Raw genomic sequence first — 25,939 nt, forward strand, 5'->3', positions numbered from 1 at the left:
ACCGAGCCGTGCGGGCAGAAGCAGCGCACGGGGAACAGAGTGTCGACGGAAGCGAGCGTGCCTTGTCTCTTCTCACGATCGGTCATCGCGGAGCGGCCGGGATCGAGCCGGAGAACACCCTGCGCTCGTTCGTCCGCGCCGAGCGGGAGGGCGTGGACCTCATCGAGCTGGACCTGCATCTGAGCAAGGACGGCGCACTGGCCGTCATGCACGACGCGGACGTGGACCGTACGACGGACGGCGAGGGCGCGATCGCGGAGAAGACGCTCGCCGAGCTGCGCGCGCTCGACGCCGGCCTGGGCGAGCCGGTGCCCGTCTTCGAGGAGGTCCTGGACGCCGTGCGCTCTCCGCTCCAGGCGGAGATCAAGGACGTGGCCGCCGCTCGCACCCTGGCCCGGGTGATGCACGAGCGCGATCTCGTCGAGCGCGTCGAGGTGATCTCCTTCCACGACGAGGCGATCGCCGAGATCGCGCAGCTCGTGCCGGGCGTGCGGACTGCTCTCGTGGCGAGCCGGTGGGGCGGGAACCTGCTGGACCGTGCGAAGGCGGTGGGCGCCACCCGGCTGGTGCTGAACATCCGGCGCATCACGCTCGAACTCGTCGAGAAGGCCCACGCCGAAGGGCTGACGGTGTTCGGCTGGACGGTCAACACCCAGGACCAGCTGCGGCTGGCCGAGGGGCTCGGGCTCGACGGCGTGACCACCGACCACCCCGACATCCGGCGCGGGGGCGGCGCCACCGCGTGACGGTCAGCCTTCGAGCTCCTTGATCAGCAGCTCGAAGGCCAGGTCGTCGCGCTGCGGGATGCCGAACCGCTCGTCACCGTACGGAAACGGGGAGAGCCGGCCCGTACGGCGGTAGCCCCGGCGCTCGTACCAGGCGATGAGCTCCGCCCGGGCGGAGATCACGGTCATGTGCATCTCCCGCGCGCCCCAGCTCGCCCGGACGGTGCGCTCGGCCTCGGCGATGATCACCTTGCCGAGACCGGCGCCCTGGAGCGCGGGACGGACCGCGAACATGCCGAAGTAGGCGACCTCGCCGCGGTGCTCCAGCTGGCAGCAGGCGACGAGGGCGCCGTCGCGCTCCACCACGAGCAGCCTGCTGCCGGGGCTCTCGACCACCTCGCGCACCCCCTGCGGGTCGGTGCGCTGGCCCTGGAGGATGTCCGCCTCGGTGGTCCATCCGGCGCGGCTGCTGTCGCCGCGGTACGCCGACTCGATCAGCTCCACGAGGGCGGGAACGTCCGCCTCGGTGGCGTCGCGGAATGTCAGCTTCCCGGTGTCCCGGGGCGGCGCGGTGTCCATGGCGGTGTTTCTCCGAATTCGTGCGAGAGCGGTGCCCCAGCAGCGTAACTCCGCCGGCCTCGTCCCTGCTCAGGGCGGATCTCCCGGGGCGCGCGGGGCCGCCCGCACCAGGTACGTCGCGGAAACGCTCCCGCCGCGCGCTCCCCCGCACCCCAGTGCGCCGCGTACGGGCGTGCGGCCCCGGGCATCGACTAACCGACGGCGATGTCGTTCGCCCGGGGGGAGGGTGCTGTGCACGGACCGGCGATGTCCGGATGGCTGCTGATGGCGTTGTGCGCGGTGACGGGCTCGTACTGCCTGCTGCGCGCCCGTACGGGAAGCGAGGAGGAGCGCAGGACCGCGCGGGCGGAGGCGCTGATGGGGTTCGGCATGGCCGCCATGGCCGTGCCGGCCGCCGCCGTCGCCCCGCCCACCTGGGGGTGGGGGGTGTACGCGGTGCTGTTCGGGGTGGCGGCGCTGCGGGCCCTGTGGTTCTCCCGGCGCAGCGGCCACCATCTGCACCACCTGGTCGGCTCGTCGGCGATGGTCTACATGGCCGTCGTGATGGCCCGGGCCGGCGGAGGGGCGCACGGCGGCCACGCCGCACACACGATGGGTGGCCACGGCATGGCCGCTGCGGGCGGCATACCCCTGCTGACGGGGCTGCTCCTCGCCTACTACGCGGTGTACGTGCTGCGCTCGGGCGCCCGGCTGGTGCCGGTGGCCGTGGCGGCCACCGGCGGCGGTCCTTCGCCCTCGGGCTGGGGAGCCCTCCCGGAGCTGGCGCCGGCCTGCCGGCTGACCATGGGCATAGCCATGTTCGCGATGCTGCTCACCCTGTGAGACGGGGAAGCCCTGCCTCCGTGGTGTGCGTCACTTGGCGCGCGGACCCGTATCCGTGTGTGGCGGGGCCCTCATAGGCTGGCGCCATGTGGGTCTCCCTAGCGCTGCTGCTGATCGGTGCACTGGCCGCCGTCGTGGCCCCGCGCCTGATGGCGCGGGCCGAGTGGCCGGAGCGGGAGCCCGTGGTGGCCCTGTGGGTGTGGCAGTGCGTGGTGGCCGCCGTGCTGCTCTCGTTCGCCCTCTCCATGACCTTCAGCGCCGCCGTGGCGTGGCAGGCGGTGCGCGGCCACGTCTTCGCACCCGCTCCGCACGCCGTCGTCGACGCGTACGCGCTCGCGGGCCACGGGCCGTGGTCGGCGGTGATGGCGGTGCTGCTGGCCCTCGGCGGGGTGTGGACGGCCGCCATGCTGGCCCGGGTGATCCACCGCGCGCAGCTGCGGCGCAGGCAGCGGCGGGCCGAACTCCTGGTGCGCGCCCCGCTGATGCCCGGCGAGGAACCCGGGGGCGGGCGGCTGGTGGTGCTGGAAGGAGAGCGCCCCGACGCCTGGTGGCTGCCCGGGGCCGCGCCCCAACTCGTCATCACCACGGCCGCGCTGGGCCGGCTGAAGGGGCGACAGCTCGACGCGGTCCTGGCCCATGAGCAGGGCCACGCACAGGCGCGGCACGACTGGCTGCTCAACTGCTCGGAGGCGCTGGCCTCCGGGTTCCCGCAGGTGCCGGTGTTCGCGGCGTTCCGGAACGAGATGCACCGGCTGGTCGAGCTGGCCGCCGACGATGTGGCCTCGCGGCGCTTCGGCCGGCTGACGATCGCGCTCGCCCTGGTCGAACTCAACGAGGACAGGGGCGTGTTCGGCCCCTGCCCGACCGCGGACGCGGAGCTGCCGCAGCGGGTGAACCGGCTGCTGGCTCCGGCGGGCAGGCTGACGGCAGGGCGGCGGCTGCGGCTGACCGCGGCAGCGGCCCTGGTCCCCGTGGTGCCGCTGCTCGTGGCGTTCGTCCCGGGTCTCAGCGCTCTGAAGTAGCCCGGGCCTGTCCGGCGCGCTGAAATGGCCGCAGGTGGCGCCCGTCGGCGAGGATCGTGCCATGCATCTCCCGCTGCTCTCCCCCGTCGGCCACGTCTCCGCCGCTTCGCCCCTCGCGCGGGCGGGGGCCGTCTGCGCGGTGCTCGGCGGGGCGGTGACGGCCCTGGTCGTCACCCGCTGGCGGCCGCTGACCGACCTGGACCTCGATGTCGCGGTCGCGCTGCACCGGCGGGCGGTGACCGAGCCCGGCTTCGTCCACGTCAACCGGCTGCTGACGGACTGGCTGTGGGATCCGTGGGCCTTCCGCGCGCTGATCGCCGTCGCGGTGGTCGCCCTGTGGTGGCGCGGCGCCCGGCCGCTCGCGGCGTGTGTCGCGGCGACGACCCTGCTCTCCGCGCTTCTCCAGCAGGGCGTCAAGGCCGCCGTGGGCCGGGACCGGCCCTGGTGGGCGGACCCGGTGGACTCCGCCTCGTACGCGGCCTACCCGTCGGGGCACGCGATGACGGCGACGGTGAGCTGCGGGCTGCTGCTGTGGCTGCTGCACCGGTCCGGCGCCCGGCCCCGGCTGTGGCGGGCGGCGGTGGGCGCGGCGGCCGTGTCGGTGCTGGGGGTCGGTCTCACCCGGGTGTACCTGGGCGTGCACTGGCCGTCCGACGTCCTGGGCGGGTGGCTCCTGGGGGCGGCGCTGGCCGCGTTCGCGGTCTGCGGCTTCGAACGGTGGCAGGCTGCCGCTCCGGAGCGCCACGGCGCGGGGTTCTGACCAGGGTTTCCTGGGCGTTCCGGGAGGCTGAACAGGCGCCCTTGCCCGCCGCCGACTGGTCGGCGAGGATCGGTGCCATGCCGATCAAGGGTGCCCTCTTCGACTTCTCCGGGACGCTGTTCCGGATCGAATCCGTCCGTTCCTGGCTCGCCGCGACCCTCGCCGAGCGGGGGGTGAGCGTGGACGAGAACGCGTTCGAGCGGTACGCGACGGAGCTGGAGGCGTTCGGCGCGCTGCCGGGCGGGCCCGGCCCGAAGCGGATGCCCGGGGAGCTGGCGGACGGCTGGGCGCACCGCGACGAGAGCGCGGAGCTGCACCGCGCGGTGTACACCGGTCTGGCCCGCCAGGTCCCGCTGCCCGACCAGGGTCTGTACGACGCGCTGTACGACCGTCATCTGAGCCCGGACGCCTGGCGGCCCTACCCGGATGCGGCGGAGGTCCTGGCGGGGCTGCGCGAGGCCGGCGTCCGGATCGGGATCGTCAGCAACATCGGCTGGGACCTGCGGCCGGTGTTCCGGGCGCACGACCTGGACCAGTACGTGGACGCGTATGTGCTCTCCTTCGAGCACGGCGTCCAGAAGCCGGACGCACGCCTCTTCCACACGGCCTGCACACTTCTGGGACAGGACCCGACGGATGTGGTGATGGTCGGCGACAACCGTGACGCCGACGGCGGAGCGGCGGCGCTGGGCTGCGAGGTGCGCTTCGTGCGCCATCTGCCGGTGCAGGAGCGGCCGTACGGACTGCGGGAGCTCGGACTGACCGAGAAGGTTGCCTGAGACACATGTGAGAGATGTCCCTGACGCCCAATGGGTCGGATTGTCACATCGTGGCCTTAGCCTGGTAGCCATGTCCCCGACTCAGTGCCCGTCCGGTTCCGTACGCCCCGCAGCAGTGGTGAATGCAGACATTCGCGACCTGTGGCGGCGCTCGGGCGGCCACCTCTCCCCGGAGGACGAGGAGCAGTACCAGCGTCTGCTGGTCGAGTGGGCCGCCGCGACCAACGGCAGCGACAGGCCCGCGGCCTGAGACGTCCCGGCTCCGGCGATCCCCTGCGCCGCCGGAACCGGGCCGTGGCGGGGGTACAGCATGTCCCGTCGCGGCTGATCGGTCAATGAAGTACTACGGCCCGTGAAACGGGCGTGACGACGGGTGATGGGCCTCCCGCGTCACCTCTCCGCGAGGCGGTCCGCCTCGCGGGCGGCCGCTTCGAGTACGCGGTCCAGCAGTCCGGGGAACAGCTCCTCCAGCGCGTCCCGCCGCAGCCCGTTCATCTTGGCGGTGCCCCGGTACGTCTGCCGGACGATGCCGCTCTCGCGCAGTACCCGGAAGTGGTGCGTGGTGGTGGACTTGGTGACCGGGAGGTCGAAGCAGGAGCAGGTGAGCTCACCCTCGGCGGCCGCCAGTTCGCGTACGACACACAGCCGCACCGGGTCGGAGAGCGCGTGCAGGACCGCTTCGAGCCTGATGTCCTCGCGGGCGGGGTGGGCCAGGGTGCGCGCGCCCGCTGCCGGGTCGGTGGTGCTGGCAGGGGTCACGGTCGCTCTCCGCATCGTCGCTCCGCATGGGGCTCCCATACTACGAGGCTCGTCGTAGTTTCACGTATAGGTCAAGAACTGTCCTGAAGGGTGCCTAGCGTGGTGGTGCGGCCGGCCGACGGGAGCCGGCCCCGAGCGGAAGGCGCAGCCATGACGGGCAAGGCCGACATCCAGGAGAACGCCCTGGCCTTCGCGAGTGCCGCGGCTCTCGAGGCTTGGCTGGAGGAGCACCACGCGGACGGTGCGGGGCTCTGGATGAAGATCGCCAAGCAGAACTCCGGGGTGGCGTCGGTGACCGTCGACGAGTACACCGACGCCCTCCTCTGCTACGGCTGGATCACCGGGCAGCGCAGGTCCTGCGACGAGGTGTACTACCTCCAGCGGATCACGCCCCGCCGGCCGCGCAGCGTCTGGTCGCTGGTCAACGTGGAGAAGGTCGAGGCGCTGATCGCGGCCGGGCGGATGCGCGCGCCGGGGCTCGCGGAGGTCGAGGCGGCGCGTGCGGACGGGCGGTGGGAGGCGGCGTACCCCTCGCAGAGCCTGGCCACCGTGCCCGCCGATCTCGCCGCCGCGCTGGCGGCGGACGAGGCGGCGGGCCGGTTCTACGAGCGGCTCGGCAGGTCCGACCGCTATCTGGTGCTCCTGCGGCTGATGACGGCTCCGTCGCCCGAGGTCCGGGCGGCCAGGCTGGGCCGGGCGGTGGCCGCCATGGCCGAGGGCCGCAAGGTCAGCTGACGGGCCCGGCGCTCATGCGCCCGACAGGTGCGGGAAGCGGAACTCGGTGCGGCTGCGGAAGTCCTCGCCCGGGCGCAGGACCGTGGCGGGCTGGTCGGGGCGGTTGGGCGAGTCGGGCAGGTGCTGGGTCTCCAGGCAGACGGCGCTGTGCCGTTCGTGGTGGCCGCCGTCCGGGTCGGCCAGGGTGCCGTCCAGCTGGTTGGCGGTGTAGACCTGGATGCCGGGTTCGGTGGTCCACACCTCCATGACCCGTCGGGCGTCCGGGGCCGTGAGGCGGGCGGCGCGGCGCAGTCCGCCGGGAGCGTCGAGGACCCAGCAGTGGTCGAACCCGCCCGCCCGGCGTAGCTGTTCGTCCGTCAGGGCGACGCGGTCCGCCAGCACCTGAGGCGCCGTCAGGTCGAACGGGGTGGCGGTGACGGGCACGGCCGGGCTCTCGGGGATGCCCTCCTCGTCGACCGGCAGATAGTGCCCGGCGTCCACCTGGAGGGTGTGGCCGAGGATGTCGCCCCGTGCGGTCAGGTCGAAGTAGGCGTGGTTGGTGAGGTTGACGACGGTGGCGCGGTCGGTGGTCGCCGCGTAGTCGAGCGCGAGGGTGCCCGACGTGTCGAGGGTGTACGTCACGGTCACGTCCAGGGCGCCGGGGAATCCCATGTCGCCGTCTGGGCTGTGCAGCGTGAGCCGCAGGACGGCCGCCTCGTCGGTTGCGGAGCCGGCCGCCTCCCAGACGCGGGTGTGGAAGCCGTCGGGGCCGCCGTGCAGTGCGTGGCCCCGGTCGGTGGCGGGGACCTGGTACTCCGTGCCGTCGAGGGTGAACCTGCCGTGCGCGATGCGGTTGGCGTACCGGCCGACGAGGGCGCCGAAGAACGGGTTCTTGCCGGTGTAGTCGTCGAGGGCGGGCAGCGAGCGGACCACCGACGCCGGGGTGCCGGCGGTGTCGGGCACGGTGAGCCGGTGCAGGATGCCGCCGTAGGTGAGGATCTCGGCCCGGACTCCGGTGCCGGAGTCGAGCGTCCAGATGTCGACGTCCGTGGGCCCGTGGGCGCCGAACGGTTTGCTGTGCACGGTGGGGCGAGGCATCAATGATCCTTGGGGCGATCGGAAGGCCTGAGCGGCCGGACGGGTGGGCCGTGGGCGGAGGCGGACTCCCCAGGGGTGGCGGGGAGTCCGCCCCCTAGGGCCTGTCGGCGGCGGGCCGGGGAACGGTGGATTCGCGGACGACGAGCCGGTAGCCGGGCCGGGGCCGCCTGGGTTCGGTCACCTGGTCGCCGGAGAGGCGCTCGACGAGGCTGTCGACGGCGAGCCGGGCGATGGCCTCCTTGTCGGGCGCCACGGTGGTGAGCGTGGTGGCGCCGTAGAGGCTTTCCTCGATGTCGTCGAACCCGACGACGGCGACGTCCTCGGGAATGCGCAGGCCGCGTGCGGAGAGCGTGCGCATGGCGCCGATGGCGATGAGGTCGTTGTACGCGAACACGGCGTCGGGCCGCTCGCCCCGGTCCAGCAGGGCTGCCATGGCGGAGGCCCCGTCCTCGCGGCCGTAGCCGTCGGTGACGACGACCAGCGCCTCGTCGGGCTCGATGCCGGCGGCGGCCAGTTCCTCGCGCCAGCCGCGCAGCCGGAGGTGGGCGGGCTGGCGTTCGCGGCCGGTGCGGGAGCCGAGGAAGGCGATCCGGCGGTGGCCGAGGCCGATGAGATGGCGTACGGCCTCGCGCGCCGCCGCGACGTTGTCGATGGCGATGTGGTCGTACGGCGCCTCGTACTCGCGCTCGCCGAGCAGGACGAGGGGCGCGGTCTCGGTGCGCGCCATCAGGTCCTCGGTCTCCAGGTGAATCGGGCTGAGGATGAGTCCGTCGATGACGTGGGACCGGAATCCCTGGCTGACCAGGAGCTCCTTCTCGCGCAGTCCGCCGGTGTGGTCGACCAGCACGGTGTAGTCGTGCCGGGCGGCGGCGTCGACGACCGCGCCGGCCAGTTCGGCGAAGTACGGGTTGCCGAACTCGGGGACGGCGAGGGCGATGATCCCGGTGCGGCCCTTGCGCAGATGGCGCGCGGTGAGGTTCGGCCGGTAGCCGAGCTCGTCGATGGCCTGCTGCACCTTGGCGCGCATCTTCGGTGTGACGTGCTGATAGTTGTTCACCACGTTCGACACGGTCTTGATGGACACGCCCGCCCGTTGCGCAACGTCCTTGAGGCTGACGCCCACGGCACTCCCTGAATCGACTTGTCGCGCGGTGACGCGCGGTGGTCCGGCTCCCGCCGGTTCGGCTCGATCGGCTCGAACGGTGCCGGGGCCGTGGGGCCCCGGCACCGGTTCAGGTGGTTCTGCGGCTGCGCGCCAGATAGCGCTGGGCCACGACGACAACGATAAGGAAGCCGCCGCTGACGACCGACTGGTACGAGGAGTTCAACGTGCCGATCTGGTTGATCAGGTTCTGGATGACCTGAAGGAGCAGGACGCCCCAGAGCGTTCCGCTGATGGAGCCGGCGCCGCCGATGAGGAGGGTGCCGCCGATGACGACGGCGGAGATCGCGTCGAGCTCCATGCCCACGCCGATGATGGTGACTCCGGAGGAGAGCCGGGCGGCGTTGAGCGCCCCGGCCAGCCCGGCCAGCAGCCCGCTGAGCGTGTAGACGAGCATCTTCGTACGGGCGACGGGCAGGCCCATCAGCGTGGCCGCGTCGCTGCTGCCGCCGACGGCGAAGATCGACTGCCCGAACGAGGTGCGCTGGAGGAGGAGTCCGCCGAGGCCGAACAGCGCGAGGGCGATGAAGATCGGGTAGCCGAAGCCCCACAGCGCGCCCTGGCCGAGCTCGGCGAAGGCGGAGTCCTTGGGCACCAGGTAGGTGGTGGCGCCCTCGTCCGTGATCGCGAGAAGCAGGCCGCGCGCACCGAGCAGGGTGGCGAGCGTGACGATGAACGGGGCCATTCCGGCCCGGGCGACGAGGAACCCGTTGAGCAGGCCGATCGCGCCGCAGACCACGAGCGGGACCAACAGGGCGGGCAGGATGCCCCATTGGGAGGCCCAGGCGGCGAGCACCCCGCCCAGGGCGAAGACGGAGCCGACGGACAGGTCGATGCCGCCGGTGATGATGACCATGGTCATCCCGAGCGCGACGACAGCCAGGAACGAGGCCTGGATGGTCACTCCGCGGGCGTTGTCCAGGGTGGAGAACGTCGTGGGGTAGATGCAGGACGCGACGATCACGACCGCCAGGAGGACGACCAGTACGCCCTGGCTTTGCAGGAGTTCGGCGATCCTCCGGCCGGCCGGGCGCTGCGCCTTGGCGCCGGGCTCCGGCGTGGTGCCGCCGGACGTCGCGGGGGTCTTGTGCGGGGCCGGGGCGGGGGCCGCCGGGGCAGGTGAGGTTTCGTTCATCGGGACCGACGCTCCCGGGCGACGTAGACGGCGGCGATGATGATGGCCGCCTGGGCGATCTGTGCGGTGGAGTCGGGCAGGTCGTGCTTGATGAGGGTGGCGCGCAGCAGCTGCATCAGCAGGGCGCCGGCGACGGTGCCGAGGACCCGGATGGAGCCGCCGTTGAGCGGGGTGCCGCCCACCACGACCGCCGTGATGGCGGAGAGTTCCATGAGCGTGCCGAGCGAGGAGGGGTCGCTGGCGGTGAGCCGGGCGGTGGCCAGGACCCCCGCGAGGGCGGCGAGCACTCCGCAGAGCACGTACACGCCGATCAGCACCCGCCGTACGGGCAGGCCGGCCAGGGCGGCCGCGGAGCGGTTGCCGCCGATGGCGACGACCTGGCGGCCGAAGGTGGTCCGGGTGACGAGGAAGGCCACGGCGACGGCGAGGACGCCGGCGATGAGGACGACCAGCGGGATGCCGAGGAAGGAGCCGGTGCCCAGGGAGAGCAGGTCGGGGTTGACGATCTGCTTGAGCTGGCTGTCCGCCATGACCAGGGCGATGCCCCGGCCGCCGACGAACAGGGCGAGTGTGGCGACGATCGGCTGGAGTCCGACGAGCGAGACCAGGGTGCCGTTGACCGCTCCGACGAGGGCACCGGCCAGCAGCGCCATGACGAGCGCGGGGACCAGTCCGTAGCCGAGGTAGAGCGGCAGCAGCGCGGCGGCCAGGGCCATGGTCGAGCCGACGGAGAGGTCGACGCCCTCGGTGCCGATGACGAGCGCCATGCCGAGGGCGACGATGACGATCGGGGCGACCTGGACGAGCTGGGTGCGGAGGTTGTCCACCGTCATGAAGTGCTCGGTGAACAGGGCGTTGAAGACGAGGACGACTGCGACGGCGAGGTAGACGCCGTACTCCTGGTACCAGGCGGGGTCGCGCAGCCGGGCCAGTGGCCGCGCCGCGGGGGTGGTGACTGCGGCCTGGGTCATCGGGGGTCCTCCTTGGCGGCCGGCGCCTTGTCCGCGGCTGCCGGTGAGTGGTCGGCGAGTACTTCGAGCAGATGGCTCTCGGCCACCTCGTCGCCCGCCAGTTCACCCGCGACCGCGCCGCCGCGCAGGACGACGATGCGGTCGGCGCCCTCGATCAGTTCCTCGATGTCGGAGGAGATGAGCAGGACGGCGAGGCCCTCGCGGGCGAGATCGTCGATGAGGCTCTGGACCTCGGCCTTGGCGCCGACGTCTATGCCCCGGGTGGGTTCGTCGAGCAGCAGGACCTTGGGCTCCAGGCAGAGCCAGCGGGCCAGCAGGACCTTCTGCTGGTTGCCTCCGGAGAGTTCGCCGACCTTCTGCTCGGGACTCGCCGCCTTGATCCGCAGTCGCTTCATGAAGATGTCGACAATACGGTCCTGCTTGGCGCGGGAGACGATGCCGGCCCGGGAGAGCCGGGGCATCGCGGCCAGCACGATGTTCTCGCGGACGGAGAGGCCGGGGACGATGCCCTCGGCCTTGCGGTCCTCGGGCAGCAGGCTGATGCCGGCGCGGATGGCGCCCGCGGAGGTGAGCCGGCGCAGAGTGCGTCCGCCGATGCTCACCTCGCCCGAGTCCAGGCCGAGCGCTCCGGCGATGGCCTTCGCGGTCTCGCTGCGGCCGGAGCCGAGGAGCCCGCCGAGGCCGAGGACCTCACCCGCGTACAGGTCGAGGGATATGTCGTGCAGCTGGTGGTCGCGGGAGAGGCCGGTGGCGGTGAGCACCGGGGTGCGCGCGGTTTCGTGGCCCTCGGAGCCGAAGTTGGTGAGCCCTTCGCGGCGCACTTCGGCCATGTCGCGGCCGAGCATCATCGAGACGAGCTTCATCCGGTCGAGGTCGGCGAGGTCCCCGGTGTGGATGTGGTGGCCGTCGCGCAGGACGGTGACGCGGTCGCAGATCCGGTACAGCTCGTCCATGCGGTGGCTGACGTAGAGGACGGCGATGCCGCGGCCGCGGAGGTCCTCGATGACCCGGAAGAGGGTCTCGACCTCGCGGGGCTCCAGCGAGGAGGTGGGTTCGTCCATGATGACGACCTGGGCGTTGACGGAGACGGCTCGGGCCATGGCGACCATCTGCTGGGTGCCGATGCCCAGGGTGTGCAGGGGGCGCTTCGGGTCGACTCGGACGCCGAAGCCGTCGAGCAGTTCGCTCGTCTCGCGGTACATCCGGGGGAAGTCGATGAGGCCGAAGCGGTTCTTGGGTTCGCGGCCGAGGAAGATGTTGCGCGCCACGCTCATCAGCGGGACGAGGTTGACCTCCTGGTAGATCGTGGAGATCCCGGCCTGCTGGGCCTCGAAGGGCCGGTTGAAGGAGACCTGTTCGCCGGCCAGCCGCAGCTCGCCCTCGTCGGGGCGGTAGACGCCGGTGAGGACCTTGATGAGGGTGGACTTCCCGGCTCCGTTCTCCCCCACCAGGGCGTGGGTCTCGCCGGCGCGCAGGGAGAAGGAGACGCCGTCGAGGGCGACGACGCCCGGGAACCGTTTGCTGACCGAGCGGGCCTCCAGGACGGCCGGAGCCGCGCCGGGCTCGTCCGCGAGGGCCGTTCCGGTCGCGCTCGTCCCCTTCACGTCGGCGGCCGGCTCCGGCGGCTGCGGTACTGCTTCGGGTGGTGCCATGGCTGGTCTTGGCCTTCCGCTCTTCCAAGGATGGGGGCCCGGTGGCCGCCGTGACGAGGGAGCGCCACGGCGGCGGTGAACCGACGGAGCCGGTACGGGCAGATGGGGCCGGCTGGGATCAGAACGCGTTGCCGACCGTGGACTTGGCGTTGGACTCGTCGTAGGCGCGGTCGCTGATGATGACGTTCTCGGGGATCTCCTCGCCGCTGTAGAACTTCTGGGCGGTCGCGAAGGCGAGCGGGCCGAAGCGCGGGTTGGACTCGATGACGGCGTTGTACTCGCCGTTGACGATGGCCTTGACGGCGTTGCGGGTGCCGTCGACGGAGACGATCTTGATGTCCTTGCCGGGCTTCTTGCCGGCGGCCTTCACCGCGGTGACCGCGCCGAGGCCCATCTCGTCGTTCTCCGCGTAGATGGCGGTGATGTCGGGCTTGGACTGGATCAGCTGCTCCGTGACCGACTGGCCCTTGTCGCGGGCGAACTCACCGGTCTGCTGGGCGACGATCTCCATGTCGGGGGCCTTGGCCTTGAGCTGGTCCACGAAGCCCTTGGTGCGGTCGGTGGTGACGTTGTTGCCCGACGAACCGAGGAGGATGGCGACCTTGCCCTTGCCACCGGTCGCCTTGATCATCGCGTCGGCGGCGCGCTTGCCCTGCTCCACGAAGTCGGAGCCCAGGAAAGCCACGTAGTCCTTGCAGGCGGTGGCGTTGAGCTTGCGGTCGACGGTGAGGACCGGGACCTTCTTGGCGGCGGCGGCCTTGAGGGCCGGCTCCAGACCGTCCGAGTTCAGCGGGGCGATGATGAGGAACTGGGCGCCCTGGGCGAGCATGTCCTGGATGTCGCTGATCTGCTTGGGCAGCTGCGACTGGGCATTGGTGGTGAGGAGCTTCTTGACGCCGAGCTTCTGCGCCTCGTCCTTGATGGACTGGGTCTCGGCGATACGGAAGGGGTTGGCCTCCTTCTCCGACTGGGAGAAGCCGACCACGGCGTTCTTCAGGTCGAGCTTCGGCGCGCCGTAGCTCTGCAGCGAGCAGCCGGAACCGGACGACGACTCGGGGGTCTTGGCCGCCTGCGCTGCCTGGCTGCTGTCGCTGCTCGCGTTGTTGTCCGAGCCCTCCGACTTGGAGCAGCCGGAAACAGCCAGCGTGGCGGTGGCGGCGAGGACGCAGGCCACGGCGAGGGTACGGGATCGGCGCTGGATCATCATGCGCGGGAGCTCCTTGGCGGGTTGACGGCACGCCGAGGGGCGTGCGGTCGGTCATGGCTGGACGATGCATCGGCCGCTGCACGGCGGCTGATGTCACTGCACTCACGGCCCCGCTAGGAGACGGCCCCTAGCTGCACAAACTGTGGTCGTGAGAGCCTGCGCGGCCTCTCGGCGGCTCGGTTTACAACGTTATATAGGCGGCGCGGCACGGGCGGCAAGAGCGTTGTCGATGCGTTTCCAAAATGTGTCGGAGCGGACCTCCCCGGACGCCGGGGCCCGGCGAAAGCAATGCCGCCGATCCTCTGGACAGCCGCCCGAGGGCGTGCTGTCATACCGCCGGAACCCCATTTTCCAACGTTGCAGAAGAGGCACCGCACCCTCCGCCCGGATCGTGACGGCGCTCTTCGTCATGCGCGCGTCCGGTCCGGACCGCCGCGCAGCGACGACCCTCTTTTTGTCATGCGCATTCCTTGAGCCGGAGCCGCGTGTCCGGCAGAGCAGGAGCCCTCCCCCATGCCCCTGAACCGCAGACAACTCATGACCGGCGCCCTCGCCACCGTCGCCGCCACCACGGCGGCCGGCCGCTGGTCGGCCACCGCGACCGCCGCCGAGCACCGTGCGCGTCCCGCGCACGGCGGCCACTACTCCCCCAACGCCGCGCCCCTGCAGCCCACCGCCTTCCTGAAGCTGCCGCCCGGCAAGGTCACCGCGCGCGGCTGGCTCGCCGGACAGCTGAAGCTCCAGCTCGACGGGCTGTGCGGCCGGTACGAGGAGTTCTCGCACTTCCTGGACTTCTCGGCCACCGGCTGGGTCCGCCCCGAACTCGGCGGCTGGGAGGAGGTCCCGTACTGGCTGCGCGGCTACACCGACCTGGCGATCGTCACCGGCGACGCGAAGGCGCTGGCCTCGGTGCGCCGCTGGTTCGACGGGATCCTCGCCACCCAGCAGTCCGACGGGTTCTTCGGCCCGAAGGCCCTGCGCACCTCGCTGAACGGCGGCCCGGACTTCTGGCCGTTCCTTCCTCTGGTGCAGGCCCTGCGCTCCTGGCAGGAGTACACCGGCGACACCCGGATCATCCCCTTCCTCAGCCGCTTCTTCCGGTACATGAACGCCCAGGGCCCCGGCGCCTTCAACACCAGCTGGATCGCCCTGCGCTGGGGCGACGGCCTGGACAGCGTCTTCTGGCTGTTCAACCGCACCGGCGACACCTTCCTGCTGGACCTCGCCGACAAGATCCACACGTACGGCGCCGACTGGGGCGACAACCTGGTCAACCCGCACAACGTGAACATCGCGCAGGGCTTCCGCGAGCCCGCCCAGTACGCGCTGCGCAGCGGTTCGGCCCAGGACACCCGGGACACGTACGGGACGTACGGCAAGGCCATGGACCAGTACGGACAGTTCCCCGGCGGCGGCTTCGCCGGCGACGAGAACGCCCGCCCCGGGCACGGCGACCCCCGCCAGGGCTTCGAGACCTGCGGCATCGTCGAGTTCATGGCCAGTCACCAACTGCTGACCCGGATCACCGGCGACCCGCTGTGGGCCGACCGCTGCGAAGAACTGGCGTTCAACTCGCTGCCCGCCTCGCTCGACCCCTCGGGGAAGGCGATCCACTACATCACCAGCGCCAACAGCGTCGACCTGGACAACGTGCCCAAGTCGGAGCGCCAGTTCCAGAACGGCTTCGCCATGCAGGCGTTCCTGCCCGGCGTCGACCAGTACCGTTGCTGCCCGCACAACTACGGCATGGGCTGGCCGTACTTCACCGAGGAGCTGTGGCTCGCCACCCCCGACGGCGGGCTCGCCGCCGCGATGTACGCCGCCTGCGAGGTGACGGCCAAGGTCGCCGACGGCACCGAGGTCACCTTCACCGAGGAGACGGACTACCCCTTCACGGACACCGTCACGCTGACCCTGAAGGCCCCGAAGCGGCTGGCCTTCCCGCTGGTGCTGCGCGTCCCCGCCTGGTGCGACGCCCCGGAGATCGCGGTGAACGGACGGCGCGTCGACGCCCCGGCCGGCCCCGCCTTCACCCGGATCGACCGCACCTGGGCCGACGGGGACCGGGTCACCCTGCGGCTCCCGCAGCGCACCAGCGTCCGTACCTGGGCGGACAACCACGGCTCCGTCAGCGTGGACCGCGGTCCGCTCACATACTCGCTGCGCATCGGCGAGACGTACGAGCGCATCGGCGGCACCGACCGGTTTCCCGAGTACGCGGTCCACGCGACCGGCCCGTGGAACTACGGGCTCGTCCTGGACGCGAAGAAGCCCGCCGCGTCCCTGCGCCACCACACCGCGCGCAGGGTGAAGGCCGGCAACCCGTTCACGCTCGACGGCACGCCGCTGTCCATCACCGCGAAGGCCCGCCGCATCCCGGAGTGGACGGCCGACGACGAGCACGTGGTCGCCCCGCTCCAGGACTCGCCGGCGCGCAGCACCGAGCCGGTGGAGGAGGTCACGCTCGTCCCGATGGGGGCGGCCCGGCTGCGCGTCACCTCCTTCCCGACCGCCGACCCGGACGCGCGGCCCTGGCTCGCCGACCGCTGGTACCGCATCCGCAACCGCCACTCCGGCAAGGTCCTGGGCGTCGACGTCATGTCCACCGCCAACAGCGCGCACGTCGTGCAGTTCGGGGACACGGGCACCGACGACCACGACTGGCGGCTCGTCGCGGAGGGCGACGGCTGGTACCGCGTCCGCAACCACCACTCGGGCAAGGTCCTCGGCGTCGACAACATGTCGATGGACAACAGCGCCCATGTCGTCCAGTTCGACGACAACGGCACCGACGACCACCTCTGGCAGCTCGTCCCGGACGGCGACGGCTGGTACCGCATCCGCAACCGGCACTCCGGCAAGGTCCTCGGCGTCGACAACATGTCCACGGCCGACAGCGCCCATGTCGTCCAGTTCGACGACAACGGCACCGACGACCACCTCTGGCAGCTCGTCTGATTCCAGGTGCTCCCCGCACCTCCCCCATACCGCTCCCGTCCCCGGGGGCCGAACCGAATCAAGGAGACGAACCGTGAGCCGTTTACGTGTGCCCGGCCCGAGGCCGTGGTGGAGACGGGCGATCGCGACGACCGGCCTGCTGGCGCTGGTGTCCTCCGCGCTGGTCGGGGTCGGCGCCTCGCCGGCCGGCGCCGCGTCCTGGTCGCCCAAGGCCCCGCCGATGACGACGCCCTGGACCAGCCAGGTCCCGGTCGACAAGCCGCTGCCGGAGTACCCGCGCCCTCAGCTGACCAGGCCCGACTGGGCCAACCTCAACGGCATCTGGGACTTCGCGGTGACCGGGCGCGACGCCGGGCAGCCATCGGCGTTCACCGACCGGATCCGGGTGCCATTCGTCGCCGAGTCCGCGCTCTCGGGCATCCAGCGCAGGATCACCGAGAACGACAAACTCTGGTACAAACGCACCTTCACCGTGCCGTCGGACTGGAACGGCCGCCGGACCGTGCTCAACTTCGGCGCCTCCGACTGGCAGACCACGGTCTGGGTCAACGGCACCCAGGCGGGCGCGCACAAGGGCGGGTACGACTCGTTCTCGTACGACATCACGCCCCAGCTGAACGGCGGCACGAACACGATTGTGGTGTCCGTCTACGACCCGACGCAGACCGGTGGCCAGGCCGTCGGCAAGCAGCGGATCAACGACGTGAAGCCGCACAACGGGGGCGGCATCTTCTACACCGCCGCCTCCGGCATCTGGCAGACGGTCTGGCTGGAACCCGTCGCCGCCGCGCACATCACCCGGCTGGACATGACCCCGAACCTGGGCGACAGCACCCTGCGGGTGAAGGTGCAGGCCGCTTCGGCGTCCGGACGTACGGCCAGGGTCACCGTCTCAAGCGGCGGTACCGTGGTCGGCTCCGCCACCGGTACGGTCGGCTCCCGGATCTCCGTACCGGTGCCGAACACCCATCTGTGGACCCCGGACGACCCGTTCCTCTACGACGTCAGGGCGGAGCTGCTCGACGGCTCGGCGGTGACGGACTCGGCCGGCAGCTACGCCGGCATGCGCTCGATCGCGATCGCGAAGGTCGACAACGTCCTTCGGCCGGTCCTGAACGGGAAGTTCGTCTTCCAGACCGGCACCCTGGACCAGGGCTACTGGCCGGACGGCATCTACACCGCGCCGACCGACGCCGCTCTCAAGTCGGACCTCCAGGCCCACAAGGACCTCGGGTTCAACATGGTCCGCAAGCACATCAAGGTCGAACCGCAGCGCTGGTTCTACTGGGCGGACAAGCTGGGGCTGCTGGTCTGGCAGGACATGCCGGCCATGGACACCGGCAAGACCCCCGACGCGGCGGCCCGCACCCAGTGGGAGGCCGAGTTCCACGCGATCATCGACCAGCACCGCAGCTCGCCGTCGCTGGTCATGTGGGTGGACCAGAACGAGGGCTGGGGGCAGTACGACCAGGCCAGGATCGCGAACGAGGTCAAGGCGTACGACCCGACCCGGCTGGTCGACAACATGAGCGGGGTCAACTGCTGCGGCGCGGTGGACGGCGGCAACGGTGACGTGGTCGACAACCACGTCTACGTCGGCCCCGGCAACACCGCGCCGACCGCCACCCGCGCGGCGGTCCTCGGCGAGTTCGGCGGCCTCGGCTACAAGGTCCCGGGGCACGAGTGGTTCCCCGGCGGCGGATTCAGTTACGAGGACCAGCCGAGCCTCTCCGCGCTGAACGACCGGTTCGTCGGGCTGATCGACGGCATCCGGATCGGCCAGTTGCCGGCGGGCCTGTCCGCCTCGGTCTACACCGAGATCACCGATGTGGAGAACGAGGCGAACGGGCTGCTCACCTACGACCGCCAGGTCGTCAAGGTGGACGCGGCGCGGGTGCGGGCGGCGAACCAGGCCCTGGTCAACGCCTCGAAGAACCCGGCCCCGCCGGTGACCCTGCCCACCGGCGGCTACAAGTCGCTGCGGGTCACCACGCCCGGGTACACCGACAAGTACCTGCGCCACCAGGACTCGCTGGCCTTCACCGAGGTGGTCGACGGCAACAGCGGCGCGCTGCTGAAGAACGACGCCACCTGGAAGGTCGTGCCCGGCCTGGCGAACGGCAACTGCTACTCGTTCGAGTCGCGCAACTACCCCGGCGAGTACCTGCGCCACCGGGACTTCCGGGTCCGGCGCGAGGCGAACGACGGGTCCGCGCTCTACAGGGCCGACGCCACCTGGTGCGCGGTCGCCGGCAACGGTGGTGTGCGGCTGACCAGCGCGAACCTGCCGGGCAGCTATCTGCGGCACATCAACTCGGAGGTGTGGCTGGCCACCCCGGGCGGCGGACACGACTGGGACAACCCGGCCACCTTCACCGAGGACACCACCTGGGCGGTGGAGGCGCCCTGGGCTCCCTGAGATGAGCACCGGGGACCGGCGGACCGCCGCCGGTCCCCGGTTTCGTCATGCGTCGCCCATGACCAGCCCCTCAATGGTGTGCTTCTGCACGATGGGCTCGAGCGCGTCGGCCACCGGGCAGCCCAGGTGCGCCCGGACCCGCTCGGGCAGCGACTCCCAGAAGCCGCGGGTGACCGCCATGTCGTGGTGGCCGTCGTTGCCCGCGCCCGGGGCGTCCACGCCGAGCACCAGGACCGGGCGGGGGTCCTGCGACTGGTTGGCCGTGCCCCGGTGGATCGTCAGTGCCGAGCGCGCCGAGATGTCGCCCCGCTGCGGGAACTTGCGTTCGGCCAGGGCCTCGTAGCGCGGGTAGTCCTCGCGGCGCGGGAACATCGCGTGGCCGAAGCGGGCGTCGTCGTCCCACTGCGTGCCGGGCGCGATCTCGAACGGCCCCATGTCCTCGCGCGTGTCCACGGCGGTGAGGTTGAAGGCGAGCGAGGTGAGCCGGCGGTCGCGGCGGGTCTCCTCCGGCATCGGGAAGTCGCGGTGCCAGGGCTGGTTGACCGCACCGGCCAGCGGCACGTCGAAGCCCAGCTCGACGATGCGGTAGCCGGGGCCGAGGACCGCCTCGCTGACCGCGCGCACCCAGGGGTGGTCGACGAGGTCCACGAAGCCCCGCAGCTGCTCCGGGTGGATCTCCACGTAGTAGCGGTGGGGGCCGCGGCCGACCGCGCCGCCCTCCCGGCCGCGCGCCTCGGCGAAGGCGGCGTCGATGTCCTCGCGTATCCGGTCCGCCCACTGCGGGCTGAACGCCCCGCAGCAGGCGGTGATCCCGGCGCCGTGCAGGTCGCGCACCGCGTCCTCGGCGGGCGGGAACGGTGCGGTGGTGGTCGCGGCCTCAGTCATGGTGTGGTCCTTCCTTCGTTCGGAGCACCCCCATATTGCAACGTTGCAAGCAACGTGGCAAGAGCCTGTACGGACGGACCTCGCACCACCTGTTACGGTCACTGCGCACAGGGCGCGGACCCTCCGCCCGCCGGCAGAGAGCAGGAGCACCGAACGTGGCAGCGAGACTCAAGGACGTCGCCGCGCTCGCGGGCGTGTCCGTCAGAACCGTCTCCAACGTGGTGAGCAACGCGGCCGCCGTCGCCCCGGCGACCCGGGCCCGTGTGCTGGCCGCGGTGGAGGAGCTGGGCTACCGGCCCAACCTCGCCGCCCGTAACCTCCGCCAGGGCCGTACCGGCCTCATCGGCGTGGCCGTCCCGGAGATCCACTCCCCCTACTTCGGCGCGCTCACGGGTCTCCTCATCGACGCGGCCCAGGAGCGCGGCTGGACCGTGCTCCTGGAGCGCACCGGGGGCCGGGCGGACCTGGAGCGGCGGCTGCTCGACGGCTCCGAGGGCCATCAGGTGGACGGGATGATCATCAGCCCCTGGTCGGCTCCCCCGGCCGAACTGGCCTCGCTCGCGGGCGGGCTGCCGCTCGTCGTCCTCGGCGAACTCGATCCGCACGGGTCCATCGACCATGTGGCGCTGGACAACGTGGCGGCGGCCCGGGACGCCGCGCGGCACCTGGTGGCGGCCGGCCGCCGTCGGGTCGCCGCGATCGGGCTGCAGTCCGCGCTGGGGCACGGCACGGCGGAGCTGCGCGCCGAGGGGTTCCGGCAGGGGCTCGCGGAGGCGGGGCTCGGCCCGGTCGCCGAGGTGGAGGTGGCGGACCTGCACCGGGAGGAGGGGGCGCGGGCGCTGCGCGAGCTGCTGCTTATGCCGGAGCGTCCGGACGCGGTGTTCTGCTTCAGCGACGAACTGGCCCTGGGGGCGCTGCGGGCGGCCGGTGAGCAGGGGGTGCGGGTGCCCGAAGACCTGGCGTTGGTGGGCTTCGACGACATCGAGGACGGGAGGTTCTCCACGCCTTCGCTGACCACGGTCTCCCCGGACCGGGCGCAGATCGCGGAGCGGGCGGTGCAGTGCCTGAGCGAGCGCGTGCTCGGCCGGCTTTCCGGGCTGCCTGCACGCCGGATCGTCGTCCCGCACCGTCTGCTGGTCCGCGAGAGCAGCGCCGGTTAAGGGAAAGCGCGGGCAGCCGGAAGCTCCCGGCGGTGCGGGCCGTCGCCGCGCACCGCCGGGAGCGGTCCTGGGGGCAGGGGGGCTTACGCCTTCCCGCCGTCGTACAGGGCGGTCACCTCCTGGTCGGTGAGCGCCTTGTCGTACACCTGCACCTGGTCCACGGAGCCGTTCCAGAAGTCGGTGTTGTTGCCCGACCACTTGGCGCGGCCCACGGACAGGGCGCCGCTGCTGACGTCGGCCGATCCGGCCGGGGCGGTGGAGGCGAGCTTGCCGTCCACGTACAGCTTGATCTCGTCACCGCTGCGGACGCCGACCAGGTGGTACCAGTGGCCGAGCTCCGGGGTCATCTCCGCCCGGGCGCGGTGGGCGCCGGGGGTGGAGAAGGCGAACGCGCCCTGGCCGTACTGGAGGTAGAACGGGTTCTCCTGGCGCCGGCCGTCCTGGCTGACGACGGTGCCGTAGTTGCCCGGGAGCGCGTCCAGGGACGCCCAGGCGGAGACGGTGTAGTCGCCGGTGGTGTCGACCACCGGGCCGTTGGTCTCCGCGTACTGCCCCTCGCCGTCGAACTTCAGCGCGGAGCCGTGCACACCGGTGGTCCAGGACGTGCCCTCGGAGAGGGTGAGGTCCTTGTGGTTCGGGCCGCTGTCGGCGGCCTTGGTGCCCTTGTTCTCGTCGAGGGACCAGGAGCCGCCGCCCTTGACGGGGGTGCGGGTGCCGGCGGCGGCGCCGGCGGCGATGACCTCGCGGTTGATCTTGCGGACCTGGGCGGCGTCGACCTTGATCTCGCGGCGGTCGTACGTCCAGAGGCCGTTGAGCTCGTTCTCCAGGTCGGTCACCTGGGTGTAGATGGAGCCGGAGAGTTCGGCGCCGGCCGCCTCCAGGTAGTACTTGCGGGTGTTCTCGACGTACTTGGCGGTGAGCGCGGCCTTGTCGGCGACGCCGCTGTAGATCACGGTCGGGGCGCCGGGCCACATGTGGCCGGGCATCCGCAGCGTGAAGCCGCCGTGCTCGCCGTCCATCGCGGCGCGGTTGGCGTCCGGGAAGGCCGGGTCGGTGTTGTTGTAGTCGTGGTGGTCGATGATGTCGCCCTTGCCCGAGTCACCCTTCGAGTTGCAGCAGTTGACACCGCTGTGTGCGTTGACGATGCGGGAGGGGTCGGCGGCCTGGACCTGCTCGGTGATCTTGCCGGTCTCGGTGCGGTCCCACTCGCCCCAGCCCTCGTTGAAGACGATCCAGGAACCGATCGAGGGGTAGTTGTGGAGCTGCTTCATCATCTCGGCGCCCTGGTCGAGGAAGGCCTGGTGGCCCTTCTCGTTGGTGAGGTTGCCGGAGACGAAGTCCTGCCACACGAACAGACCGAGCTGGTCGGCGTGGTAGTACCAGCGGGCGGGCTCGACCTTGATGTGCTTGCGCACGGAGTTGAAGCCGAGTTCCTTCTGCGCCTTCAGGTCGAAGACCAGCGCGTCGTCACTGGGCGCGGTGTTCAGGCCGTCCGGGTAGAAGCCCTGGTCGAGCTGGGCGAGCGAGAAGAACGGCTTCCCGTTGAGGACGATCTTCTGGTAGCCGCCGACGTTGGCGATGCCGACGGAGCGCATGCCGAAGTAGCTGTCGACGGTGTCCTTGTACCGGCCGTCCTTGAAGGTGACCTCCAGGTCGTACAGGTACGGGTCGTCCGGCGTCCACAGGTGCTGCTTGGCGACCGGGAGGCTCAGCTCGCGGTTGGCCGGGCCGCTGATCCTGCCGACGACCTTGCCCTTCTTGTCCCGGGCTACGGCGGAGATCGTGGCGGACTTCGAGGCGTCCTCGGAGTTGACCTTCAGGGCGAGGCGGCCCTTGTCGATGTCCGGGGTGGTCGTCAGGGAGTCGACGGCCGCCGGGGCGACGGGCTCCATCCAGACGGTCTGCCAGATGCCGGAGGAGGCGGTGTAGAAGATGCCGCCGGGGTTGGCCGACTGCTTGCCGGTGGGCTGGTCGGGGCCGGTGGTGTCGGTGACCGCGACAACGATCTCCTGCGGGCCGCTGCCCTTGACCGCGTCGGTGATGTCGGCGCTGAAGGCGGTGTAGCCGCCCGTGTGCTCGGCGACCTGCTTGCCGTTGACCCAGACGGTCGCCTGGTAGTCGACAGCACCGAAGTTGAGCTTCAGCCGGTTGCTCTTACCGTGCTTGTCACCCTTGACGGCCCAGTTCTTCGGGACGGTGACGAGCTTGCGGTAGAACATGTGGTCTTCGTGGCGTTCGAGACCGGAGAGCTGCGACTCGACCGGGTACGGAACGGTGATGCGCTCGTCGAGCTTCTTACCGAAGACGGGCTTCTCACCGGCGGCGGCCCCGGCGAACTCCCACTGGCCGTTGAGGTTCTGCCACTTGTCGCGCACCTGCTGCGGCCGGGGGTACTCGGGCAGCGGGTGGTTGCGGTCGACCTTGTCGCCCCACTTGGTGGTGAGACGGTGCGTGGACTTGTTGGTGGCCGTGCGGTTGATCTCGGGGACGGTCTCGCCGCCCGACTTGAGGCCGGCCTTCCCGTCGTACGTGATCTTGACGCGCTGGTCCTTGAGGACGGCCGCGTCCAGCTTGACGACGAGTTCCTTGCCGCTGCGGGCCCGGGTGACGGACTTGACCGGCATCGGGGTGGTGTCGGCCTCGACGGTGAGGTGGTCCTTCAGGGACGCGTAGTCGCTGACCTTGTCCTCGAAGACGGCGTGCAGCTCCGTGCCGTTGTCCGCGACGCTCAGCCCGACGGGGTAGACCTCGAAGTCGGCGGGCGGGGTGAAGGCGGACTCCGGGACGAACTGCCTGGCCGTGTTCGCGCTGGACCAGCGCAGGAACATGTTGGCGCCGCCGACGTCCTGGAACATCTCCAGCTTGAACTCGTGCGGCTCGCCGGCCTTGAGCGATATCGGCTCGCTGGTCTGCTCGTTGTCCCAGTCCGGCTGCCAGTGGTCGATGACGGCCTTGCCGTCGATGAAGAGCCGGAAGCCGTTGTCGCCGCTGGCGGCGAACGTGTAGTCGCCGTCCTCGGGCGCGGTGATGAACCCGGTCCAGCGGGCGGTGGTGTTCTCGGTCTGTCCGGTGGTCGACTCGAACGTGCCCGTGAGGCCGGGGAAGTTGATCTGCGGTTCGAGGGCGACCCCGCCGAGCTTGTCGAAGTCCCGCGCGCCGGGCGCGGACATGCTGAAGTACTCGCCCTTCAGCCCATGGACGGTGGTGGCCGGGTCACCGGCCTTGAACGTGGTCGAGGCGGCGCTCGCGGGAGCGGCCGCGGCGGCCGGAACGAGGGTCGCACCGAGGGGGATCAACAGCGCGGCGGCGCAGGCCGCCGTCCTGAACAGAGCGCGGGGGTGGGGCGTTTGTGGTCTCAAGGCGTCGTCCTGTCGAGAGAGCTGACGTGCCTCGAACCTGTGAGGCACAGCACACAATCGAACATTGAGCCACAGCATCAAACGCAAAACAACAGTCGTGCATGAGGATTTTTCAACGATAGAAAATATCGTCGGCGCGAGCCCGGCAGGCGGTCCACGCAGACCGCCCCCTACGCACACCTTGGGTGCGAAGGGGGCGGCCGAGGGCGAAAGGGAATGCCCTGAGAGTGGGTCAGATCGCGTAGCCGTACGGGGCGGGAGCGTGTACGGTGCCGTTCAGCGCACGGGCGGCGTCCCGGGCCCAGGAGGGGCTGCGCAGCAGCTCGCGGCCGAGGAGGACGGCGTCCGCGCGACCCTCGGTGAGGATCTTCTCGGCGTGCTGCGGGTCGGTGATGAGACCGACGGCCGCCACGGGCAGCGAGGTCTCCCTCTTGACGCGCTCGGCGAAGGGCACCTGGTAGCCGGGGCCGGTCTCGATGCGGGCGCGGGGCGCGTTGCCGCCGGTGGAGACGTCGAGCAGGTCGACCCCGTGCTCCTTCAGCTCCGCCGCAAGGCGCACGGTCTCGTCGGCGGTCCAGCCCTCGCGCTCGTCCTCGGGGTTCTCGGTGAGCCAGTCCGTCGCGGAGACGCGGAAGAAGACCGGCAGGTCCTCGGGCCACACCTCGCGCACGGCGTCGACGACCTGGAGGGCGAAGCGGACGCGGTTCTCGTAGCTGCCGCCGTACTCGTCGGTGCGGCGATTGGTGTACGGGGAGAGGAACTGGCCGATGAGGTAGCCGTGCGCCCCGTGCACCTCGGCGACCTGGAAGCCCGCCTCGACGGCGCGGCGGGCGGCCTCGCGGAAGTCGTCGACGACGCCGGCGATCTCGTCGGCGGTCAGCTCGTGCGGCACCGGGTAGCCCTCGTCGAAGGGCAGCGGGCTCGGGGCGACCGGCGTCCAGCCGTGCGCGTCGGGGCCGACGGGGCCGCCGCCGGTCCAGGGCGCGGCGGTCGACGCCTTGCGGCCGGCGTGGGCGAGCTGGATGCCCACCGCGGAGCCCTGCGCCTTGACGAAGTCGGTGATCCGGCGGAACGCCTCGACCTGGGTGTCGTTCCAGATACCGAGGTCGGCGGGGCTGATCCGGCCCTCGGGGCTGACCGCCGTGGCCTCGGTGAGGATCAGGCCGGTGCCGCCGGTGGCGCGGGCGGCGAGGTGGGCGAAGTGCCAGTCGTTGGGCACACCGGTCTCGGGCCCCTCCGGCGCGGCGCTGTACTGGCACATCGGCGCCATCCACACCCGGTTGGGCACGACAAGCGACCTGAGGGTGTAGGGCTCGAAGAGGGCACTCACGACGGACTCCGTTTCGCCGGGTACGGAAGGATCGCTAGTACGATACATCCCGTAGTACGACGCCCGTCAAATTACGACCACTCTCGTACAAGTGGTTCGCGGATTCCGGTCAGCGGGGTTTCAGCGGGTACGAGCTGCGGCCGGCCGCCTCGTCGATCTCGTCGTGGGCCTTGGTCAGCAGCTTCATCGCCAGTTCGTTCAGCGCGCGTGCTCCGGCGACCTCCTCCCCCACCCGGGGCTGCTCGGCGTCCGAGGGGTGGCGGCTGGCATAGCCCTGGGCGCGTACCTCCTGTCCGTCGGAGAGCCGCACCAGGGCGGCCGCGCGGGTGCGGTGGGTGTCCTCCTCGAATTCGAGCTCGATGTGCCAGCCGACAGCGGTTCGGGTCATGGCGCTTCACCTCCGGAAGGTCTCCCTTCCAGGGTGCGCCTCACGCGGGAACGGC

At 71.2% G+C, this 25,939-nt stretch carries 22 protein-coding genes; 10 read left to right on the top strand and 12 right to left on the bottom strand.

Features of this window, described 5'->3' with window-relative positions:
• Nucleotides 1–62: 62 nt before the first annotated feature.
• On the top strand, nucleotides 63–746 hold the full coding sequence (locus tag OG242_RS02370; RefSeq protein WP_405896547.1) for a glycerophosphodiester phosphodiesterase: 684 nt from the start codon (nucleotides 63–65) through the stop codon (nucleotides 744–746).
• A gap of 3 nt (nucleotides 747–749) precedes the next feature.
• Here OG242_RS02370 and OG242_RS02375 read toward each other — a convergent pair whose 3' ends face one another.
• Nucleotides 750–1,304 carry a GNAT family N-acetyltransferase gene (locus OG242_RS02375; protein ID WP_405896548.1) on the bottom strand — a complete coding sequence of 185 codons (555 nt, stop codon included), beginning with the start codon at nucleotides 1,302–1,304 and terminating at the stop codon, nucleotides 750–752.
• 231 nt (nucleotides 1,305–1,535) lie between these two features.
• On the opposite strand from OG242_RS02375, the gene OG242_RS02380 reads away from it, so the two are divergent.
• The 5 genes from OG242_RS02380 to OG242_RS02400 all read left to right on the top strand — a co-directional run bounded on the left by OG242_RS02380 (nucleotide 1,536) and on the right by OG242_RS02400 (nucleotide 4,937).
• Complete coding sequence (locus OG242_RS02380) at nucleotides 1,536–2,126, top strand: DUF5134 domain-containing protein (protein ID WP_405896549.1); 591 nt, start codon at nucleotides 1,536–1,538, stop codon at nucleotides 2,124–2,126.
• 86 nt (nucleotides 2,127–2,212) lie between these two features.
• Complete coding sequence (locus OG242_RS02385) at nucleotides 2,213–3,148, top strand: M56 family metallopeptidase (RefSeq protein ID WP_405896550.1); 936 nt, start codon at nucleotides 2,213–2,215, stop codon at nucleotides 3,146–3,148.
• Nucleotides 3,149–3,209: 61 nt separating this feature from the next.
• The gene (locus OG242_RS02390) at nucleotides 3,210–3,908 is read left to right on the top strand and encodes a phosphatase PAP2 family protein (protein ID WP_405896551.1); all 699 of its coding nucleotides are present in this window, start codon (nucleotides 3,210–3,212) and stop codon (nucleotides 3,906–3,908) included.
• 77 nt (nucleotides 3,909–3,985) lie between these two features.
• A complete protein-coding gene (locus tag OG242_RS02395; RefSeq protein WP_405896552.1) occupies nucleotides 3,986–4,687 on the top strand; it encodes an HAD family hydrolase in 702 nt (233 codons plus the stop codon).
• 70 nt (nucleotides 4,688–4,757) lie between these two features.
• The gene (locus OG242_RS02400; protein ID WP_405896553.1) at nucleotides 4,758–4,937 is read left to right on the top strand and encodes a hypothetical protein; all 180 of its coding nucleotides are present in this window, start codon (nucleotides 4,758–4,760) and stop codon (nucleotides 4,935–4,937) included.
• A gap of 140 nt (nucleotides 4,938–5,077) precedes the next feature.
• Here OG242_RS02400 and OG242_RS02405 read toward each other — a convergent pair whose 3' ends face one another.
• Nucleotides 5,078–5,446, bottom strand: a complete 369-nt coding sequence (locus tag OG242_RS02405; protein WP_405896554.1) for an ArsR/SmtB family transcription factor — start codon at nucleotides 5,444–5,446, stop codon at nucleotides 5,078–5,080.
• A 150-nt stretch (nucleotides 5,447–5,596) separates the two neighbouring features.
• Here OG242_RS02405 and OG242_RS02410 point away from each other — a divergent pair, with 150 nt between their 5' ends.
• Entirely contained in the window at nucleotides 5,597–6,181 is a 585-nt protein-coding gene (locus OG242_RS02410) for a YdeI family protein (protein ID WP_405896555.1), read from the top strand.
• A gap of 12 nt (nucleotides 6,182–6,193) precedes the next feature.
• On the opposite strand, the gene OG242_RS02415 is transcribed toward OG242_RS02410, so the two are convergent.
• From OG242_RS02415 to OG242_RS02440, 6 genes are all read right to left on the bottom strand, one after another.
• On the bottom strand, nucleotides 6,194–7,258 hold the full coding sequence (locus OG242_RS02415; protein ID WP_405896556.1) for an aldose epimerase family protein: 1,065 nt from the start codon (nucleotides 7,256–7,258) through the stop codon (nucleotides 6,194–6,196).
• 94 nt (nucleotides 7,259–7,352) lie between these two features.
• On the bottom strand, nucleotides 7,353–8,381 hold the full coding sequence (locus OG242_RS02420) for a LacI family DNA-binding transcriptional regulator (RefSeq protein WP_405896557.1): 1,029 nt from the start codon (nucleotides 8,379–8,381) through the stop codon (nucleotides 7,353–7,355).
• Nucleotides 8,382–8,490: 109 nt separating this feature from the next.
• Complete coding sequence (locus OG242_RS02425; RefSeq protein WP_405896558.1) at nucleotides 8,491–9,555, bottom strand: ABC transporter permease; 1,065 nt, start codon at nucleotides 9,553–9,555, stop codon at nucleotides 8,491–8,493.
• Complete coding sequence (locus OG242_RS02430) at nucleotides 9,552–10,526, bottom strand: ABC transporter permease (RefSeq protein WP_018520938.1); 975 nt, start codon at nucleotides 10,524–10,526, stop codon at nucleotides 9,552–9,554. The genes OG242_RS02425 and OG242_RS02430 overlap by 4 nt, the downstream gene beginning before the upstream one ends.
• Nucleotides 10,523–12,178 carry a sugar ABC transporter ATP-binding protein gene (locus OG242_RS02435; RefSeq protein ID WP_405896559.1) on the bottom strand — a complete coding sequence of 552 codons (1,656 nt, stop codon included), beginning with the start codon at nucleotides 12,176–12,178 and terminating at the stop codon, nucleotides 10,523–10,525. The genes OG242_RS02430 and OG242_RS02435 overlap by 4 nt, the downstream gene beginning before the upstream one ends.
• A 118-nt stretch (nucleotides 12,179–12,296) precedes the next feature.
• Nucleotides 12,297–13,385 (bottom strand): ABC transporter substrate-binding protein, encoded by a 1,089-nt coding sequence (locus OG242_RS02440; protein ID WP_405896560.1) that lies wholly within the window; start codon nucleotides 13,383–13,385, stop codon nucleotides 12,297–12,299.
• A 513-nt stretch (nucleotides 13,386–13,898) separates the two neighbouring features.
• On the opposite strand from OG242_RS02440, the gene OG242_RS02445 reads away from it, so the two are divergent.
• A complete protein-coding gene (locus OG242_RS02445) occupies nucleotides 13,899–16,343 on the top strand; it encodes an RICIN domain-containing protein (protein ID WP_405896561.1) in 2,445 nt (814 codons plus the stop codon).
• 148 nt (nucleotides 16,344–16,491) lie between these two features.
• Nucleotides 16,492–18,762, top strand: coding sequence for an AbfB domain-containing protein (locus OG242_RS02450; protein ID WP_405901483.1), 2,271 nt, complete (start codon nucleotides 16,492–16,494; stop codon nucleotides 18,760–18,762).
• Between the two features lie 45 nt (nucleotides 18,763–18,807).
• On the opposite strand, the gene OG242_RS02455 is transcribed toward OG242_RS02450, so the two are convergent.
• Nucleotides 18,808–19,647, bottom strand: a complete 840-nt coding sequence (locus tag OG242_RS02455; RefSeq protein WP_405896562.1) for a phytanoyl-CoA dioxygenase family protein — start codon at nucleotides 19,645–19,647, stop codon at nucleotides 18,808–18,810.
• Nucleotides 19,648–19,802: 155 nt separating this feature from the next.
• Between OG242_RS02455 and OG242_RS02460 the strand changes: the two genes are divergently transcribed.
• On the top strand, nucleotides 19,803–20,807 hold the full coding sequence (locus OG242_RS02460) for a LacI family DNA-binding transcriptional regulator (protein ID WP_405896563.1): 1,005 nt from the start codon (nucleotides 19,803–19,805) through the stop codon (nucleotides 20,805–20,807).
• A gap of 83 nt (nucleotides 20,808–20,890) precedes the next feature.
• Here OG242_RS02460 and OG242_RS02465 read toward each other — a convergent pair whose 3' ends face one another.
• The 3 genes from OG242_RS02465 to OG242_RS02475 form a co-directional block, all read right to left on the bottom strand.
• Nucleotides 20,891–24,166, bottom strand: a complete 3,276-nt coding sequence (locus OG242_RS02465) for a LamG-like jellyroll fold domain-containing protein (RefSeq protein WP_405896564.1) — start codon at nucleotides 24,164–24,166, stop codon at nucleotides 20,891–20,893.
• A gap of 232 nt (nucleotides 24,167–24,398) precedes the next feature.
• Nucleotides 24,399–25,496, bottom strand: coding sequence for an NADH:flavin oxidoreductase/NADH oxidase (locus OG242_RS02470; RefSeq protein WP_405896565.1), 1,098 nt, complete (start codon nucleotides 25,494–25,496; stop codon nucleotides 24,399–24,401).
• Between the two features lie 109 nt (nucleotides 25,497–25,605).
• Nucleotides 25,606–25,884 carry a DUF1876 domain-containing protein gene (locus tag OG242_RS02475; RefSeq protein ID WP_405896566.1) on the bottom strand — a complete coding sequence of 93 codons (279 nt, stop codon included), beginning with the start codon at nucleotides 25,882–25,884 and terminating at the stop codon, nucleotides 25,606–25,608.
• Between the last annotated feature and the right edge of the window lie 55 nt (nucleotides 25,885–25,939).

It is taken from the genome of Streptomyces sp. NBC_00727 (assembly GCF_045161745.1).
Classification (GTDB): domain Bacteria; phylum Actinomycetota; class Actinomycetes; order Streptomycetales; family Streptomycetaceae; genus Streptomyces.

Bases quoted from the DNA above. Each gene is read 5' to 3' on its own strand.
- OG242_RS02375 (WP_405896548.1), bottom strand. From the start codon at position 1,304: ATGGACACCGCGCCGCCCCGGGACACCGGGAAGCTGACATTCCGCGAC.
- OG242_RS02385 (WP_405896550.1), top strand. From the start codon at position 2,213: ATGTGGGTCTCCCTAGCGCTGCTGCTGATCGGTGCACTGGCCGCCGTC.
- OG242_RS02390 (WP_405896551.1), top strand. From the start codon at position 3,210: ATGCATCTCCCGCTGCTCTCCCCCGTCGGCCACGTCTCCGCCGCTTCG.
- OG242_RS02395 (WP_405896552.1), top strand. From the start codon at position 3,986: ATGCCGATCAAGGGTGCCCTCTTCGACTTCTCCGGGACGCTGTTCCGG.
- OG242_RS02400 (WP_405896553.1), top strand. From the start codon at position 4,758: ATGTCCCCGACTCAGTGCCCGTCCGGTTCCGTACGCCCCGCAGCAGTG.
- OG242_RS02410 (WP_405896555.1), top strand. From the start codon at position 5,597: ATGACGGGCAAGGCCGACATCCAGGAGAACGCCCTGGCCTTCGCGAGT.
- OG242_RS02415 (WP_405896556.1), bottom strand. From the start codon at position 7,258: ATGCCTCGCCCCACCGTGCACAGCAAACCGTTCGGCGCCCACGGGCCC.
- OG242_RS02425 (WP_405896558.1), bottom strand. From the start codon at position 9,555: ATGAACGAAACCTCACCTGCCCCGGCGGCCCCCGCCCCGGCCCCGCAC.
- OG242_RS02430 (WP_018520938.1), bottom strand. From the start codon at position 10,526: ATGACCCAGGCCGCAGTCACCACCCCCGCGGCGCGGCCACTGGCCCGG.
- OG242_RS02435 (WP_405896559.1), bottom strand. From the start codon at position 12,178: ATGGCACCACCCGAAGCAGTACCGCAGCCGCCGGAGCCGGCCGCCGAC.
- OG242_RS02440 (WP_405896560.1), bottom strand. From the start codon at position 13,385: ATGATGATCCAGCGCCGATCCCGTACCCTCGCCGTGGCCTGCGTCCTC.
- OG242_RS02445 (WP_405896561.1), top strand. From the start codon at position 13,899: ATGCCCCTGAACCGCAGACAACTCATGACCGGCGCCCTCGCCACCGTC.
- OG242_RS02455 (WP_405896562.1), bottom strand. From the start codon at position 19,647: ATGACTGAGGCCGCGACCACCACCGCACCGTTCCCGCCCGCCGAGGAC.
- OG242_RS02475 (WP_405896566.1), bottom strand. From the start codon at position 25,884: ATGACCCGAACCGCTGTCGGCTGGCACATCGAGCTCGAATTCGAGGAG.